The sequence below is a fragment of the Streptomyces sp. NPDC058576 genome (genome assembly GCF_042718715.1).
GTDB lineage: Bacteria > Actinomycetota > Actinomycetes > Streptomycetales > Streptomycetaceae > Streptomyces.
The window spans coordinates 20177-34866 of record NZ_JBHXPF010000012.1 but is presented as its reverse complement, the minus strand read 5'-3'; the positions used below and the strand labels follow the sequence as shown (position 1 = coordinate 34866).

Below are 14690 nucleotides of genomic sequence, written 5' to 3'. Positions count from 1 at the left end.
ACCCCCTTCTACGAGCTTTCGAGCAGAACCAAGGCAGGCATGGAAACGCCCCCTCCGCAGACCGAGTCCACCCAGCCCACCGACGCGGACATCGCCGCGTTCGAGCAGCAGCTCGGCCGCCCGCCGCGCGGTCTGCGCGCCATCGCGCACCGCTGCCCGTGCGGCAACCCGGACGTGGTGGAGACCCAGCCGCGTCTGGAGGACGGCACGCCGTTCCCGACGACGTACTACCTGACCTGCCCCCGGGCGGCCTCGGCGATCGGCACGCTGGAGGCCAACGGGGTCATGAAGGAGATGACGGCCCGTCTGGAGACCGACCCGGGGCTGGCGGACGCCTACCGGGCCGCGCACGAGGACTACATCACCCGCCGCGACGCCATCGAGGTCCTGGAGGGCTTCCCGAGCGCGGGCGGCATGCCGGACCGGGTGAAGTGCCTGCACGTTCTGGTGGGCCACTCGCTGGCCGCCGGGCCCGGGGTGAACCCGCTGGGCGACGAGGCCATCGCGATGCTGCCCGAGTGGTGGGCCAAGGGCCCCTGCGTCACGCCGTGCGCGCCGACGGGCGAGGGTGACGGCTGGACGGTGGACGCGGGCGACGAGGGCCACTTCGCCTTCCGCCCGCTCGACGGCCCCGCCGACGGGAAGGGCGCGTGACCCGGGTCGCCGCGATCGACTGCGGCACCAACTCCATCCGGCTCCTGGTCGCCGACCTGGACCCGGCCACCGGCTCCTTCACCGAGCTGGACCGGCGGATGACGATCGTCCGCCTCGGCCAGGGCGTCGACCGGACCGGACGGCTCGCCCCCGAGGCGCTGGAGCGGACGTTCGCGGCCTGCCGCGAGTACGCGGCGGCGATCGAGGAGCTGGGCGCCGAACGGATCCGTTTCGTCGCCACCTCCGCCTCCCGCGACGCCGAGAACAGCGCCGACTTCGTGGCCGGGGTCCGGGACATCCTGGGCGTCGAGCCCGAGGTGATCACCGGCGACCAGGAGGCCCAGCTCTCGTTCGACGGGGCCACCAAGGAGCTGGCCGGCAGCGACCACCTGGCGAAGCCGTATCTGGTCGTCGACATCGGCGGCGGCTCCACCGAGTTCGTCCTCGGCTCGGACGGGGTGGAGGCGGCCCGGTCCGTGGACATCGGCTGCGTACGGATGACGGAACGTCACCTCGTCGTGGACGGGGCCGTCATGGACCCGCCCAGCCACGAGCGGGCCGCCGCGATCCGGGCGGACATCGACGCCGCTCTCGACCTCGCCGAGCAGACCGTGCCGCTCACCGGGGCCGGCACGCTCGTCGGCCTCGCGGGCACCGTCACCACGGTCGCCGGGATCGCGCTGGAGCTGGCGGAGTACGACTCCGCGGCCATCCACCACTCCCGGGTCTCCCGCGGCCAGGTCCGCGCGATCACCGAACACCTGCTGCGCTCGACGCACGACGAGCGCGCCGCGATCCCCGTGATGCACCCCGGCCGGGTCGACGTGATCGGGGCCGGCGCGCTCGTCCTGCTCGCCGTGATGGAGCGGACGGGAGCCCACGAGGTCGTCGTCAGCGAGCACGACATCCTGGACGGCATCGCCTGGAGCGCGGCGGGCTGACCGGAAGCCCTGCTCAATCGCTTTGTCACCTGCACCTTTGAGCTGTCCACCGGCTCCGGTGGGCCGCTCGGGGGGCCCTTTCGGGACACGCCGCGAGAAACTTCGTGAACTTCTTCACAAGGAATTCGGCCCTGTCGGGTGCAGATCGGGGTCGGTAGGTCCTTGTGGGGCACCCCTGGGGTCGCGGGCGCGTGCTGCGGGCGCGTTCCAGGGGTGTTGCGCCCGCATGAAACGGGGCGGTGATTCACCCCGCCGGAAGGGCCAAGGTCCAGCTCACAAGCGGTGAACAACGTTTCCCGCGGTGCTGTGGTTCCCTTTGGTACCCATGACCTGGGTCACGTGGGCGGCGAAGTGTAGCAGAGGGTCGGTCAATCCTTGTGAAGGGGCTCACGAGCACCCCCCTGGGGAGGGGTGGATACTCGATGGCATGAGCACCACGGAGCGTCCCAGGATCCTCGTTGTAGGCGGTGGGTACGTAGGCCTGTACGCAGCTCGTCGCATTCTGAAGAAGATGCGATACGGAGAGGCGACCGTCACGGTCGTCGACCCGCGGTCGTACATGACGTACCAGCCCTTCCTCCCCGAAGCTGCCGCAGGCAGCATCTCGCCTCGGCATGTCGTCGTCCCGCTGCGACGCGTGCTGCCCAAGGCTGAGGTCCTCACCGGTCGGGTCACGACCATCGACCAGGACCGCAAGGTCGCCACGATCGCGCCGCTCGTCGGCGAGGCCTACGAGCTGCCCTTCGACTACCTGGTCATCGCGATGGGCGCGGTCTCCCGCACCTTCCCGATCCCCGGCCTCGCCGAGCAGGGCATCGGCATGAAGGGCATCGAGGAGTCCATCGGCCTGCGCAACCACGTCCTGGAGCAGCTCGACAAGGCCGACTCCACGACCGACGAGGACGTCCGCCGGAAGGCGCTGACGTTCGTCTTCGTGGGCGGCGGCTTCGCCGGCGCGGAGACCATCGGCGAGGTCGAGGACATGGCCCGCGACGCGGCGAAGTACTACACGAACGTGAAGCGCGAGGACATGCGCTTCATCCTCGTCGACGCCGCCGACAAGATCCTTCCCGAGGTCGGCCCGAAGCTGGGCGCCTACGGCAAGGAGCACCTGGAGAGCCGCGGTGTGGAGATCTACCTCTCCACCTCGATGGACTCCTGCGTCGACGGTCACGTGGTCCTGAAGAACGGCCTGGAGGTCGACTCCAGCACCATCGTGTGGACCGCCGGTGTGAAGCCGAACCCGGCGCTGGCCCGCTTCGGCCTGCCGCTCGGCCCCCGCGGTCACGTGGACACCTCGGAGAAGCTCCAGGTGCAGGGCACCGACTACATCTGGGCCGCGGGCGACAACGCCCAGGTGCCGGACATGGTCGGCCGCCGCGCCGGCAACCCGAACGCCTGGTGCCCGCCCAACGCCCAGCACGCGCTGCGCCAGGCGAAGGTCCTCGGCGACAACGTGATCTCCGGCATGCGGGGCTTCCCGCAGAAGGAGTACAGCCACGCCAACAAGGGTGCGGTCGCCGGTCTCGGCCTGCACAAGGGCGTCGCGATGATCGTCATGGGCAAGGTGAAGATCAAGCTCAAGGGCCGTCTCGCCTGGTACATGCACCGCGGCTACCACGGCATGGCCATGCCGACCTGGAACCGCAAGATCCGGATCTTCGCCGACTGGACGCTGGCGATGTTCCTCAAGCGCGAGGTCGTCTCGCTCGGCGCCATGGAGACGCCGCGCGAGGAGTTCTACGAGGCCGCCAAGCCGGCCCCGGCTCCGGCCGCCGCCAAGCCCGAGGGCGAGAAGGCCAAGGCCTCCTGACCCTCCGGTGAAGCGCTCCGCGGGGAGCGCGCCTTACGTACGACGCCCGAAGGGGCCGTCCGCCATCCGTGGTGCGGACGGCCCCTTCGGCGTATCCGGGCGCGGATCCCGGCCGGGGTCCGGCGAGCGGCCGTGGCCCGTCCCCGCCGATGTGGGTGGTGCGTGCACACACTTTGCCGTTTCGTTGCCCGGTAGCGGGATGACGGAGTGTGCGAGGAGAGTTGACGCAGGTGTACCTCGCGACGGCACCGGGGTGTCGCGGCGGGGCTACGAGCATGTCTTTCGCCTGTGCTTGTTGTGCTTGTCGGGGAAACACCACGGAGGTGTGCGCCATGGCAGACGCCGCGTCGCGGCTGACCGCTCTCGCCGAGGAGTTGCTCTCGGAACCCCTGCCGGTCCGGATCCGGGCCTGGGACGGCAGCGAGTCGGGGCCGCCCGGCGCCCCGGTCCTCGTGATCCGCCACCGCCGCGCCCTGCGCCGGCTCCTGTGGAAGCCGGGCGAACTGGGCCTGGCCCGCGCCTGGGTGGCCGGGGAGATCGACGTCGACGGCGATCTGTACGAGGTGCTCGACCGGATCGCCGGGCTGCTCTGGGACCGCGGCGCCGACGCCAAGGACACCGTCCACCCGGTCCGCGACCCCAAGGTCCGCGCCTTCGCCCGCGGCCTCCTCGACCTAGCCGGCCCCTGGCCCCCGCCCGCACCGCCCGCCGAGGAGGTGCGCCGCCGCGCCGGCCCGCTGCACACCAGACGCCGCGACAAGGAGGCCATCAGCCACCACTACGACGTCGGCAACGACTTCTACGCCCTGGTGCTCGGCCCCTCCATGGTCTACTCCTGCGCCTACTGGCAGGACGGCGGAAGCCTGGAGGACGCCCAGCGCGACAAGCTCGACCTCGTCTGCCGCAAGCTCGGCCTGAAGGAGGGCGACCGGCTCCTGGACGTCGGCTGCGGCTGGGGCTCGATGGCCATGCACGCCGCCCGCCACTACGGCGCGCAGGTCACCGGCGTCACCCTCTCCCGGGAACAGGCCGCCCACGCCCGCAAGCGCATCGCCGAGGAGGGCCTGACCGACCGGATCGAGATCCGGGTCCAGGACTACCGGGACGTCCGCGACGGCCCGTACGACGCGATCTCCTCGATCGGCATGGCCGAGCACGTCGGCTCGGTCCGCTACCGCGAGTACGCCGATGACCTCTACGCCCTCCTGAAGCCCGGCGGCCGCTTCCTGAACCACCAGATCGCCCGGCGGCCCGAGAAGAACGAGGACGCCTACCGGATCGACGCGTTCATCGACGCCTACGTCTTCCCCGACGGCGAACTGGCCCCGGTCGGCCGCACCCTGGCCACCCTGGAGGAGGCCGGCTTCGAGGCCCGGGACGTCGAGGCGCTGCGCGAGCACTACGCACGGACCCTGCGCCAGTGGGTGGCCAACCTGGAGCGGCACTGGGAGCAGGCGGTACGCGCCACCTCCCCGGGCCGGGCCCGGGTCTGGCGGCTGTACATGGCGGCCTCGGCCCTCTCCTTCGAGCACAACAAGATCGGCGTCAACCAGATCCTCGCGGTGCGCCCGCTGGAGGGCGGCGGCTCCCGGCTGCCGCTGCGCGCCCGCAGGTGGACGGAGTCCGCCGAGGACACGGACGCCTGATCCGTGCGCGTACGGCACAGCGCGAGGGGCCGGCGCTCCGCTCCCCAGCGGTGCACCGGCCCCTCACGTCGTGACGTCCCCTCGTCCCGGTCTCCCCGGGCCCGGACTACTCCGTCTTGATCGCCGTCAGCATGTTGAGCTTCGCGGCGCTGCGGGCGGGCCACAGCGAGGCGAGGACGCCCACCAGGCCGGCCAGCAGCAGGAAGACGCCGAGCCGGTCCCACGGGATGACCAGGGCGTAGCCGGGGATGTCGGCGGACAGGGTCTGACCGATCGCCCAGCCGAGGAAGACTCCGAGACCGACCCCGACCACCGCGCCGAAGACCGAGATGACGACGGCCTCCAGCCGGATCATCCGCTTCACCCGGCCCCGGTCGAGGCCGATCGCGCGGAGCATGCCGATCTCCTGCTGCCGCTCGAACACCGACATCGCCAGGGTGTTGACGACCCCGAGGACCGCGATCAGCAGGGCCATGGCGAGCAGCCCGTACATGATGTTCAGGGCGGTGTTGATGAAGCCGCCGAACATGTCACGGATGTCCTGCCGGTCCATGACGTTCATCGCCGGGTTGTCGCCGAGCGCGTTCACGATGGACTGCTCGTTGGCCTTGCTCGCGCCGCCGTCGGTCTTGATCCAGATCTCGCGGATCTCGGGGCGGGTGGAGGCGCTGTGCTGGTCGGCGAGCTGCTTCGGCATCACGAAGGGCGACAGGAACTCGTTCTCCTTGTACGTCGCCCCGATCGTCAGCTCGCCCTTCTTCTCGTCCTCGAACGTGACCGGGAGGGTGTCGCCGGTCTTCCAGCCGTTCGACTTCGCGGTCTTGGAGCCGACCGCGACCTGGCCGTCCTTGAGCGAGGCCAGCGAACCGGACTCGGTCGTCAGCGAGAAGACCCGCTCCACGTCGCCCGGGGTGACGCCGGAGGCCGAGTGGTACTCACCGTCGACCTCGAGCGAGGCCAACTGCAGGGGGGAGAGCGCGGAGACGCCGTCGGCCTTCGCCAGGGCGTTGAGCGCGGACTGGTCCAGCGAGTCGCCGCTGGCCATCGTGACCATGTAGTCGGCCTTGATGTTGTCCGTGGTCATCTTGTCGATGGCCTGGCCGAGGGTGACGCCGAGCACCGAGATGCCGGTGACCAGGGTCAGCCCGATGGCCAGCGCGGAGGCGGTGGCTCCGGTACGCCGCGGGTTGCGGACCGCGTTCTGCGAGGCCAGCTTCCCGGAGACGCCGAACAGCTTCTTCAGCAGCGGCCGGACCAGGGCGATGACCGGGCGGGAGAGCAGCGGGATCAGGATGATGACGCCGATCAGGGCGAAGAACGCGCCCGCCGCGACCAACTGCCGTCCGGAGGTGCCACCGGTCGCGGCGCCGCCGACGATGCCGGCGGAGCCGAGCAGGGTGATCACGCCGCCGATCGAGTTCCGTACGACGAGGGACCTGACGGAAGCGGTGGCGTGGACGCTGCTCATCGCGGCGACCGGGGCGATCTTCGAGGCCCGGCGGGCGGGCAGCCAGGCGGCCAGAACGGTGATCAGGACGCCGACCGCGAAGGCGGAGACGACGGCGGTGGGCGAGACGACCAGCGGACCGGCCGGGATCTTGCCGCCCAGGAGGCCCATCGCGGAGCGCAGACCGGTGGCGAGGCCGAGGCCGAGGAGGAAGCCGATGACGGAGGCGAGGATGCCGACGAAGGCGGCCTCCAGCAGCACCGATCGCTTCACCTGGCGGCGGGTGGCGCCGATGGCCCGCATCAGGGCCAGCTCACGGGTCCGCTGGGCGATCAGCATGGTGAAGGTGTTGGCGATGAGGAAGATGCCGACGAACAGCGCGATGCCCGCGAAGGCCAGCAGCATGGTGTTGAGGCTGGTCAGGCCGGACTCGATGTCCTTGGCCTGCTGGTCGGCCAGCGCCTTGCCGGTCTGCGCGGTGGCATCCTCCGGCAGCAGCGGCTCGATCTCGTCCAGCAGCTTCTGGTCGGAGACGCCGCCCCCCGCGCTGACCGTGGCGTTCTGGAAGACGCCGGGCTTCAGGTAGAGCTTCTGGGCGGTCGCGGTGTCGAACAGCACGAGGCTGCCGCCCGCGTTGACCGCGCCGTCCTCGGTGGTGAAGATCCCCGAGAGGGTGTACTCCTTCACCGGGCCGTTGGTGGCCACCCGCACCGGGTCGCCGACGCGGTATTTGCCCTTGCTCGCGGTGTCCTTGTCGAGCGCGACCGAGCCGTTCTTCACCGGGCCCGAGCCGTCGGTGAAGACGTACTGGGTGTCCTTGCCGTCCTTGCCCGGGGCGAAGTTCGCGCCGGTGTTGGACCAGCCGTTGCCGATCAGCTTGCCGTCGGGGTCGGCGACCCCGGCGAAGCCGTCTACGCGCCCGGTGGCGGAGGCGACGCCGTCCAGGCCCCGGATCTTCTCCAGGGTGGCGTCGTCGATGCCGGGGGTCTTCTCGTCCTCGCCGGCGTAGGTCTCGATGGAGACGGCGACGTTGTCGTAGCTCTTGGCGGACTGGTTGCGGAAGGCGTTGCCGAGGGTGTCGGTGAAGACCAGCGTGCCGGAGACGAACGCTACGCCGAGCATGACGGCGAGCACGGTCATCAGCAGCCTGGCCTTGTGCGCGAGCACATTGCGCAGGGCGGTACGGAACATGTCTGTGTCCTGGGATGGGTTCCGGAAGGGGAGGGCGGGCGCGCGGTACGGGGGCCGGTTGCGGCGGCCGTACGCGTCAGCCGTGCGGCGGCCGGTCGACGTGACCGGCCGCGGGCGTCAGCTGGTGCGGCCCTTCGCGTCGAACGCCTTCATCCGGTCGAGGACGCCGTCGGCGGTCGGGTGCATCATCTGGTCGACGACCGCGCCGTCCGCGAGGAAGATGACCCGGTCCGCGTAGGAGGCGGCCACCGGGTCGTGCGTGACCATCACCACGGTCTGGCCCAGCTCGCGCACCGAGTTGCGCAGGAAGCCCAGCACCTCGGCGCCGGAGCGGGAGTCCAGGTTTCCGGTCGGCTCGTCACCGAAGATGATCTCGGGCTGCGCGGCCAGGGCGCGGGCCACGGCGACGCGCTGCTGCTGACCGCCGGAGAGCTCGGTCGGGCGGTGCTTCAGCCGCTCCGAGAGGCCGACCATCTCGATCACCTTCTGGAGCCACGCGGAGTCCGGCTTACGGCCCGCGATGTCCATCGGCAGGGTGATGTTCTCCAGCGCGGTGAGCGTCGGAAGCAGGTTGAACGCCTGGAAGATGAAGCCGATCTTGTCCCGCCGCAACTGGGTGAGCTGCTTGTCCTTGAGCGTGGACAGCTCGGTCTCGCCGATCCGCACCGAACCGCTGCTGAAGCTGTCGAGCCCGGCGACGCAGTGCATCAGCGTCGACTTGCCGGAGCCCGAGGGGCCCATGATCGCGGTGAACTCGCCCTGCGGGAAGTCCACGGTCACCCGGTCCAGGGCGACGACCTGCGTCTCGCCCTCGCCGTAGACCTTCGACAGCTCCGTGGCGCGGGCAGCCACCGCGGTGGCGCGGTGAACGGTGGGGGTGGTGGTCACTGGGACGCTCCTGGTTCGGGTGTTGCGGATGCGGGGACCGTGCTGAGGCGGGCGCTGACGCCATGCCTCGGGGACTTACTCCATCCTTACGGCCCGACTGCCCCGGGGCGTCACCCCCGATGCCCGTTCCCGGGGCCGTCTTGAGTCGCATCGAGGGTGTGGTCGCGTCCTCCTCGGGTATGACACCGACCCTGACCGGGGTGGAGGCCGGCACCCCGACAGAGAGGCCGCGGTAACTCAGCGTGAGCGCGTCGGGTGCGGGCGAGGGGCCGGTCGCGGCGGTCGGCGGGCCGTCCCGGAGGGGCGCCGGGGCCGAGGTCGGAGCGGCGCCGGAGCCGAGGGTGGCGGATGCCCTGGCGAGGCCTGGCGCGGACCTGGCGCGTTGGGCCGTGCGAGTGCGGCGACTTTCCGTCATTCCCGTGCGGTGCGCCCACCGCCCATGATCGGCCGTGGGCGTGTGGTCAGCCCGGCCGGATGTGCTGACGGTCCCTCAAGCGGTCAATAAAATAAGACAACATCGCGCCACTGTTCCGCTGATCGAGGGATGTCCCCGGATAGGGTCGGTAGCCAGACGCGGAGCCGCGCGGCACGCCCGGATGGTGGAACGTAGACACGGCGAGCTTAAACCTCGCTGCCCCTCGGGGGCGTGCCGGTTCGAGTCCGGCTCCGGGCACCACGCGCCGCACCCTGCGTGACCCGGACGGCCCAGACGGTGACGGTTGTTCGGTATCCGGACTCCGGCCCGCACGACAGCCCCGCCCGGCGGCTCCTCCCGATGCGCGGCGGGGCTCTGTGACGCGTCCCCGGAAAGATCCTCCCCTGGCACTAGGGTGATTCTTTTGCCTACCCATTACTCTTGTGGCAAGGCCACGCAGTGTGGCCATGGAGGAGTGAAATGAGGAGCAGCAACCCGGTCTTCTCGCGACGGGGCTTCAGCCGCGACAACGGCCACGCGGGCTTCAACGCGGCGCCGCAGGCCGGGGCCACCGCGACGGGGGCCAACCCGTACGCGCAGGGCACCGCCGCCAACCCGTACGCCACCAACCCGTACGCGCAGACGGACATGCACGGCGCCCCGCAGGCGCCCGCCCGTTCCGACGTGATGACCATCGACGGCGTCGTGACGCGTACGGCGATGACGCTCGGCACCGTGATCGTGGCCGCCGCGGCCGCGTGGTGGGTCATGCCGGTCGACCAGGCGAACCTGGGCGCCGCCTATGGCGTGGCCATCGGCGCCGCGCTCATCGGCTTCGTCCTGTCGCTCGTCAACTCGTTCAAGCGCCGGCCCTCGCCCGCGCTGATCCTGACCTACGCGGCGTTCGAGGGTGTCTTCCTCGGCATCGTCAGCAACATCGTCAGCATGTACGTCGCCCCCGGCGCCGCGATGCAGGCGGTGATCGGCACCATGGCGGTCTTCGCCGGTGTGCTGATCGCCTACCGCACCGGCCTGATCCGGGTCACGCGCCGCTTCTACGGCTTCGTGATGGCGGCCGCCATCGGCTTCATGCTGCTGATGATGGTCAACCTCCTGTTCGCCGTGTTCGGCGGCGGTGACGGCCTCGGCTTCCGCAGCGGCGCGCTCGGCGTCGTCTTCGGCATCGTGGCCATCGTCATCGGTGCGGCCATCCTCGCCCTGAACTTCAAGCAGGTCGAGGACGGCATCGCGTACGGCGCTCCCCGCGAGGAGGAGTGGCTGGCCGCGTTCGGCCTCACCGTGACCCTGGTGTGGATCTACATCGAGATGCTGCGCCTGGTCGCGATCCTCAGCGGCGACGACTGACCGGCCGCCCCGCAGTAGCCGCAGTACCTGGAGTACGGGAACGGCCCGCAGGCATCGCGCCTGCGGGCCGTTCCGCGTTGTGGAGCGGGTGCACGGGGTGTTCCGGGGCGTGCCGGACGCGGGCGGGGCGGTCCGGGGCGTTGGCGGCCGCGCGGGAGGGGCGCGTAGGGTCGGCCGGGTGCTCGATACGACGCCCCTGATCCTGGCCGTGGACCGTTTCGCCGACCGGCTGCGGTCGGCCCCGCAGAGCCGCCTTCAGCGCGGTGCCGCCGCCGAGGCACTGGCCGCCGCCCGTGAACTGGCCGTACGCGCGCAGCGCCTGGAGCACCCGGACGCAGAGCCGCGTGAGCTGCCGGACGCCGGGATGTTCGCCGTGGGCGACCAACTCGCCGTCGCCGGGCGGGACCTGGCCGTGGCACTGGAAACGGCCCCGTCCCGGGAGCTGGACGAGGCCGTGCGATACGTCGGGGAAGCGGCGGCGCGGGCTTTCGCGTGATGCGTGTGAGCGGCCCGCGCCCGGCGGTCAGAACGAGGCGATGACGCGGTCGGCGAGGATGTAGACGTTGTCCTCGCCGCAGGAGAAGGTCAGCGCATAGGCGCCCGAGACGCCCGAGCCGCCCAGCAGCACCGGCTGCCGGCCCGCCCGCAGGGCGTCGGCGAGCCGCTCGGCGGTCTCGCGGTGGCCGGGGGTCATGCAGAGCGTGGTGCCGTCGGCGAAGACGTACACATCCAGCGTGCCCAGCGGGCCGGGCCGCACATCGGTCAGCTCGGTCGCCGTGTCGGCCAGTTCCTCCAGCCGGTTCACGGTGCGCTCGTGGTCGGTGACCACCGGTGTCTGCACGGGGACGAAGTCCGGGTGCGAGGGGTGGCGGCGGCGGGCGGCGGCCAGCTCGGGGGAGTCCTCGGGGAACTCCGCGATCTCCGGAAGGCCGGCGCTCAGGTCCGTCGGCAGCTCCGCCGGCAGATCGGTCAGCTCGCCGATCTCGTGCTCCGCGAGGGTCCGCTCGCTCAGCTCCGCGAGCTCCTCCATCGCCTCGGCCGCTTCGAGGTCCATCGACTCCAGACCGGCGAAGTCGGCCTGCCGGGGCAGGTAGTACGGGGCATCGTCGCCCAGGCCGGACAGGCCCCCCAGCAGGGACGGGGCGTCGGCGGCGTCGCGGGCTTCCTGGGCGGCCCAGAAGGCGCGCGCCTCGGCCAGCTCGCGCTCCCGCTCCTCGGCGAGCGCGTCGGCGACGGCCGCGCGTATCTCCTCGGCGGGGGTGGCCGTACTGCGGCTCTGTGGTGGCACCGCTGCGCCGAGGGCGTGGCCGGCGGCCAGCTCCGTGCGCAGGGCCACGACCTGCTTGCGCAGCCCGTGAGCGGCGTGCAGCGCGGCGGCGCCGACGGCCGTGGCAGCGGCGGTGGTCAGCAACAGGGCAAATGACATGGCGCTCACTGACATACTCCCGGTCTCAATCGATACCCCCGACTTCCTACATCAGCTTGGCCTGTACCGGTACGTGCTGTCAGTGCATTACGTCACGAAATGGACAGGTCTTTCGGTCCGATGTTTAGGCTCATATCGGCGGTGACCTGCGGAAACGTCTCTCCCCCGGGACGCAGATCACATCCTGGGGGAGATTCGGTCACGGTCGGGGCTCGGTGGTTCGGCCCGGCCGCTGGTCCTTGAGCCCTCCGCTGCGGGCAGGTGCCGCACTCGTACCTCGCGCGACCCCTATCCTCCGCTGCGACTCAGCTCAGCCGCTCGTGCCGGTGGTCGCGCTGAGCCTCGCCTCCGCTGCGGGCAGGTGCCGCACTCGTACCTCGCGCGACCCCTACCCTCCGCTGCGACTCAGCTCAGCCGCTCGATGACCATCGCCATGCCCTGGCCGCCGCCCACGCACATCGTCTCCAGGCCCCACTGCTTGTCGTGGAACTGGAGGCTGTTGATCAGCGTGCCGGTGATGCGGGCGCCGGTCATGCCGAAGGGGTGGCCGACCGCGATCGCGCCGCCGTTGACGTTGACCTTGTCCAGCGGCAGGCCGAGGTCCCGGTAGGAGGGGATGACCTGGGCGGCGAACGCCTCGTTGATCTCGGCGAGGTCGATGTCGTCGATGGTCAGGCCGGCCCGCTTCAGCGCCTGCTTGCTGGCCTCGACCGGGCCGTACCCCATGATCTCGGGGGAGAGGCCGGAGACGCCGGTGGAGACGATCCGGGCCAGCGGGGTCAGGCCCAGCTCCCGCGCCTTGGTGTCGGACATGATCACCAGGGCGGCGGCGCCGTCGTTCAGCGGGCAGCAGTTGCCCGCCGTGACCAGGCCGTCGGGGCGGAAGACCGGCTTCAGGCCCTGGACGCCCTCCAGCGTGACGCCCGCGCGCGGGCCGTCGTCCTTGGAGACGACGGTGCCGTCGGGGGTGGTGACCGGAGTGATCTCCCGCTCCCAGAAGCCGTTCTTCAGGGCCTGCTCGGCGAGGTTCTGCGACCGTACGCCGAACTCGTCCATGTCCTGGCGGGTGACGCCCTTGGTCCGGGCCAGGTTCTCCGCCGTCTGACCCATCGAGATGTACGCGTCCGGGACGAGGCCGTCCTCGCGCGGGTCGTGCCAGCTCGCGCCGGACTCCTCGGCGCGGGCGGCGGTGCGGGCCTCGGCCTCGGCGAACAGCGGGTTGTGCGTGTCCGGAAGGCTGTCGGAGTTGCCCTTGGCGAAGCGGGACACCATCTCGACGCCGGCCGAGATGAAGACGTCGCCCTCGCCCGCCTTGATCGCGTGCAGCGCCATCCGGCTGGTCTGCAGCGAGGAGGAGCAGTAGCGGGTGACCGTACAGCCGGGAAGGTGGTCCATCCCCAGCTGCACGGCGATGATGCGGCCCAGGTTGTTGCCCTGCTCGCCGCCGGGCAGGCCGCAGCCCAGCATCAGGTCGTCGATGTCCTTCGGGTCCAGCTCGGGGACCTTGGCCAGCGCGGTCCGGATGATCGTGGCGGTCAGATCGTCCGCGCGCAGGTCCTTCAGCGACCCCTTGAAGGCGCGGCCGATCGGCGAACGGGCGGCAGAGACGATCACGGCTTCGGGCATCACGCGGCTCCAAGGGGCTGGAAGGCTGTGTGGACGGCAGAACTCCTCTGGAAGTTACCTGGACGTATCGCCGGGGTCACCCGGCAGGCCGTGTGATGCGGGACTCTTTTCTAAGCGCTTGCTCAGGCAGGCTACTGCTCCGCCGTCCCCGCGTGCCGGCCCCTACGCGTGCCCGTGGGCCGCGTCCGGGTGGGCGTGCGGAGTGGGTTCCGTGGAGGCGGGCAGACGCCGCCGCCTGCGGTGCTTGAGGAGAGCCCAGGGAGCGCGCGCCCCGGTGACCTCCGTACCGGCCTCCCGGGCCGCCTGGGACGCCGCCTTCGCCACCGGGAGGATGTCCTCGCGGCGCGCGCCGTCCAGCCGGTCGGTCTCCGGCCACAGGCCCAGCACCGCGCACAGCGTGGGCAGCACCGCCATGGCCGCCGTGGCGTAGCCCTCGGCGGAGGGGTGGTAGTTGTCCGGGCCGAACAGCTCGCGCGGGTTCGCCGCGAACTCGGGGCCCAGCAGGTCACCCAGCGACACCGTGCGCCCGCCCTGCTCCACCGCGCCGATCGTCTGCGCGGCCGCCAGCTGCCGGCTCACCCGCCGGGCCAGCCAGCGCAGGGGCTGGTAGACCGGTTCGATCGTGCCGAGGTCCGGGCAGGTCCCGACGACCACCTCCGCCCCCGCCGTCCGCAGCCTGCGCACCGCCGTCGTCAGACAGCGCACCGACTGGGTCGCGGGCATCCGATGAGTGACGTCGTTCGCCCCGATCATGATCACGCAGACGTCCGGCACCCGCGCCGGGTCCGCGAGCAGCAGCGACACCTGGCGCTCCAGATCGTCCGAGCGGGCCCCCGGCAGGGCCACGTTCCGCAGGTCCACCGGCCGCTCGGCCACCGCCGCGAGCCCCGAGGCCAGCAGCGCGCCCGGGGTCTGCCCGGCCCGCCGCACCCCCTGCCCGGCGGCCGTGGAGTCCCCGAGCATCCCGAGCCGCATCGCGTCGTTCGGCCCGGCGAACGCCACTCCGTACCGTCCGTCCGCGCTCGGCGGAACCGGAGCCGTACCCCCGCCGACCTGCCTCTTCGCGAGCTGGACCTCCGCCAGGAACACGCCCACGGCCGCCGCACCGATCAATCCGATGCTGCCACCGCCGTAGGCCGCGCCCGCCGCGATCCGCCGTGCCACCCTTGCTCTCGACACAGTCCGGTCCACCTCCTTCTCGCCGTACAGCCGTACACGTACCTACTTGCCCCGCTCGGGGCTCGGTGTACTCCTTCCCGTACACACAGTGCGTCCCGT

At 71.3% G+C, this 14690-nt stretch carries 11 protein-coding genes and 1 tRNA gene; 7 read left to right on the top strand and 5 right to left on the bottom strand.

The features are described from left to right. Positions 1-39 precede the first annotated feature (39 nt). From ACFWRV_RS12070 to ACFWRV_RS12055, 4 genes are all read left to right on the top strand, one after another. Entirely contained in the window at positions 40-654 is a 615-nt protein-coding gene (locus ACFWRV_RS12070) for a DUF501 domain-containing protein (protein ID WP_384332174.1), read from the top strand. Further along, entirely contained in the window at positions 651-1595 is a 945-nt protein-coding gene (locus ACFWRV_RS12065) for an exopolyphosphatase (protein WP_384332171.1), read from the top strand. Before ACFWRV_RS12070 ends, ACFWRV_RS12065 begins: the two co-directional genes overlap by 4 nt. A gap of 427 nt (positions 1596-2022) precedes the next feature. Beyond that, complete coding sequence (locus ACFWRV_RS12060) at positions 2023-3408, top strand: NAD(P)/FAD-dependent oxidoreductase (RefSeq protein WP_384332168.1); 1386 nt, start codon at positions 2023-2025, stop codon at positions 3406-3408. Positions 3409-3740: 332 nt separating this feature from the next. Next, positions 3741-5054 (top strand): class I SAM-dependent methyltransferase, encoded by a 1314-nt coding sequence (locus ACFWRV_RS12055; protein WP_384332165.1) that lies wholly within the window; start codon positions 3741-3743, stop codon positions 5052-5054. Positions 5055-5160: 106 nt separating this feature from the next. Here the strand turns inward: ACFWRV_RS12055 and ACFWRV_RS12050 are convergent, their stop codons facing one another. Next, entirely contained in the window at positions 5161-7692 is a 2532-nt protein-coding gene (locus tag ACFWRV_RS12050; RefSeq protein ID WP_384332162.1) for an ABC transporter permease, read from the bottom strand. 117 nt (positions 7693-7809) lie between these two features. Continuing rightward, positions 7810-8580: an ABC transporter ATP-binding protein gene (locus tag ACFWRV_RS12045; RefSeq protein WP_384332160.1), complete on the bottom strand. Its 771-nt coding sequence runs from the start codon at positions 8578-8580 to the stop codon at positions 7810-7812. A gap of 590 nt (positions 8581-9170) precedes the next feature. Between ACFWRV_RS12045 and ACFWRV_RS12040 the strand changes: the two genes are divergently transcribed. From ACFWRV_RS12040 to ACFWRV_RS12030, 3 genes are all read left to right on the top strand, one after another. Continuing rightward, positions 9171-9256, top strand: a tRNA-Leu gene (locus ACFWRV_RS12040). Positions 9257-9475: 219 nt separating this feature from the next. Continuing rightward, on the top strand, positions 9476-10360 hold the full coding sequence (locus ACFWRV_RS12035; RefSeq protein WP_384332156.1) for a Bax inhibitor-1/YccA family protein: 885 nt from the start codon (positions 9476-9478) through the stop codon (positions 10358-10360). 178 nt (positions 10361-10538) lie between these two features. Next, positions 10539-10856, top strand: coding sequence for a hypothetical protein (locus ACFWRV_RS12030; RefSeq protein ID WP_384332153.1), 318 nt, complete (start codon positions 10539-10541; stop codon positions 10854-10856). 27 nt (positions 10857-10883) lie between these two features. On the opposite strand, the gene ACFWRV_RS12025 is transcribed toward ACFWRV_RS12030, so the two are convergent. The 3 genes from ACFWRV_RS12025 to ACFWRV_RS12015 form a co-directional block, all read right to left on the bottom strand. Continuing rightward, positions 10884-11786 (bottom strand): hypothetical protein, encoded by a 903-nt coding sequence (locus tag ACFWRV_RS12025; protein ID WP_384332150.1) that lies wholly within the window; start codon positions 11784-11786, stop codon positions 10884-10886. Between the two features lie 405 nt (positions 11787-12191). Beyond that, positions 12192-13412 carry an acetyl-CoA C-acetyltransferase gene (locus ACFWRV_RS12020; RefSeq protein WP_384332147.1) on the bottom strand — a complete coding sequence of 407 codons (1221 nt, stop codon included), beginning with the start codon at positions 13410-13412 and terminating at the stop codon, positions 12192-12194. Between the two features lie 162 nt (positions 13413-13574). Next, on the bottom strand, positions 13575-14576 hold the full coding sequence (locus ACFWRV_RS12015; RefSeq protein WP_118899200.1) for an SGNH/GDSL hydrolase family protein: 1002 nt from the start codon (positions 14574-14576) through the stop codon (positions 13575-13577). Between the last annotated feature and the right edge of the window lie 114 nt (positions 14577-14690).

Bases quoted from the DNA above. Each gene is read 5' to 3' on its own strand.
- ACFWRV_RS12050 (WP_384332162.1), bottom strand. From the start codon at position 7,692: ATGTTCCGTACCGCCCTGCGCAATGTGCTCGCGCACAAGGCCAGGCTG.
- ACFWRV_RS12025 (WP_384332150.1), bottom strand. From the start codon at position 11,786: ATGTCATTTGCCCTGTTGCTGACCACCGCCGCTGCCACGGCCGTCGGC.
- ACFWRV_RS12020 (WP_384332147.1), bottom strand. From the start codon at position 13,412: ATGCCCGAAGCCGTGATCGTCTCTGCCGCCCGTTCGCCGATCGGCCGC.
- ACFWRV_RS12035 (WP_384332156.1), top strand. From the start codon at position 9,476: ATGAGGAGCAGCAACCCGGTCTTCTCGCGACGGGGCTTCAGCCGCGAC.
- ACFWRV_RS12070 (WP_384332174.1), top strand. From the start codon at position 40: ATGGAAACGCCCCCTCCGCAGACCGAGTCCACCCAGCCCACCGACGCG.
- ACFWRV_RS12055 (WP_384332165.1), top strand. From the start codon at position 3,741: ATGGCAGACGCCGCGTCGCGGCTGACCGCTCTCGCCGAGGAGTTGCTC.
- ACFWRV_RS12060 (WP_384332168.1), top strand. From the start codon at position 2,023: ATGAGCACCACGGAGCGTCCCAGGATCCTCGTTGTAGGCGGTGGGTAC.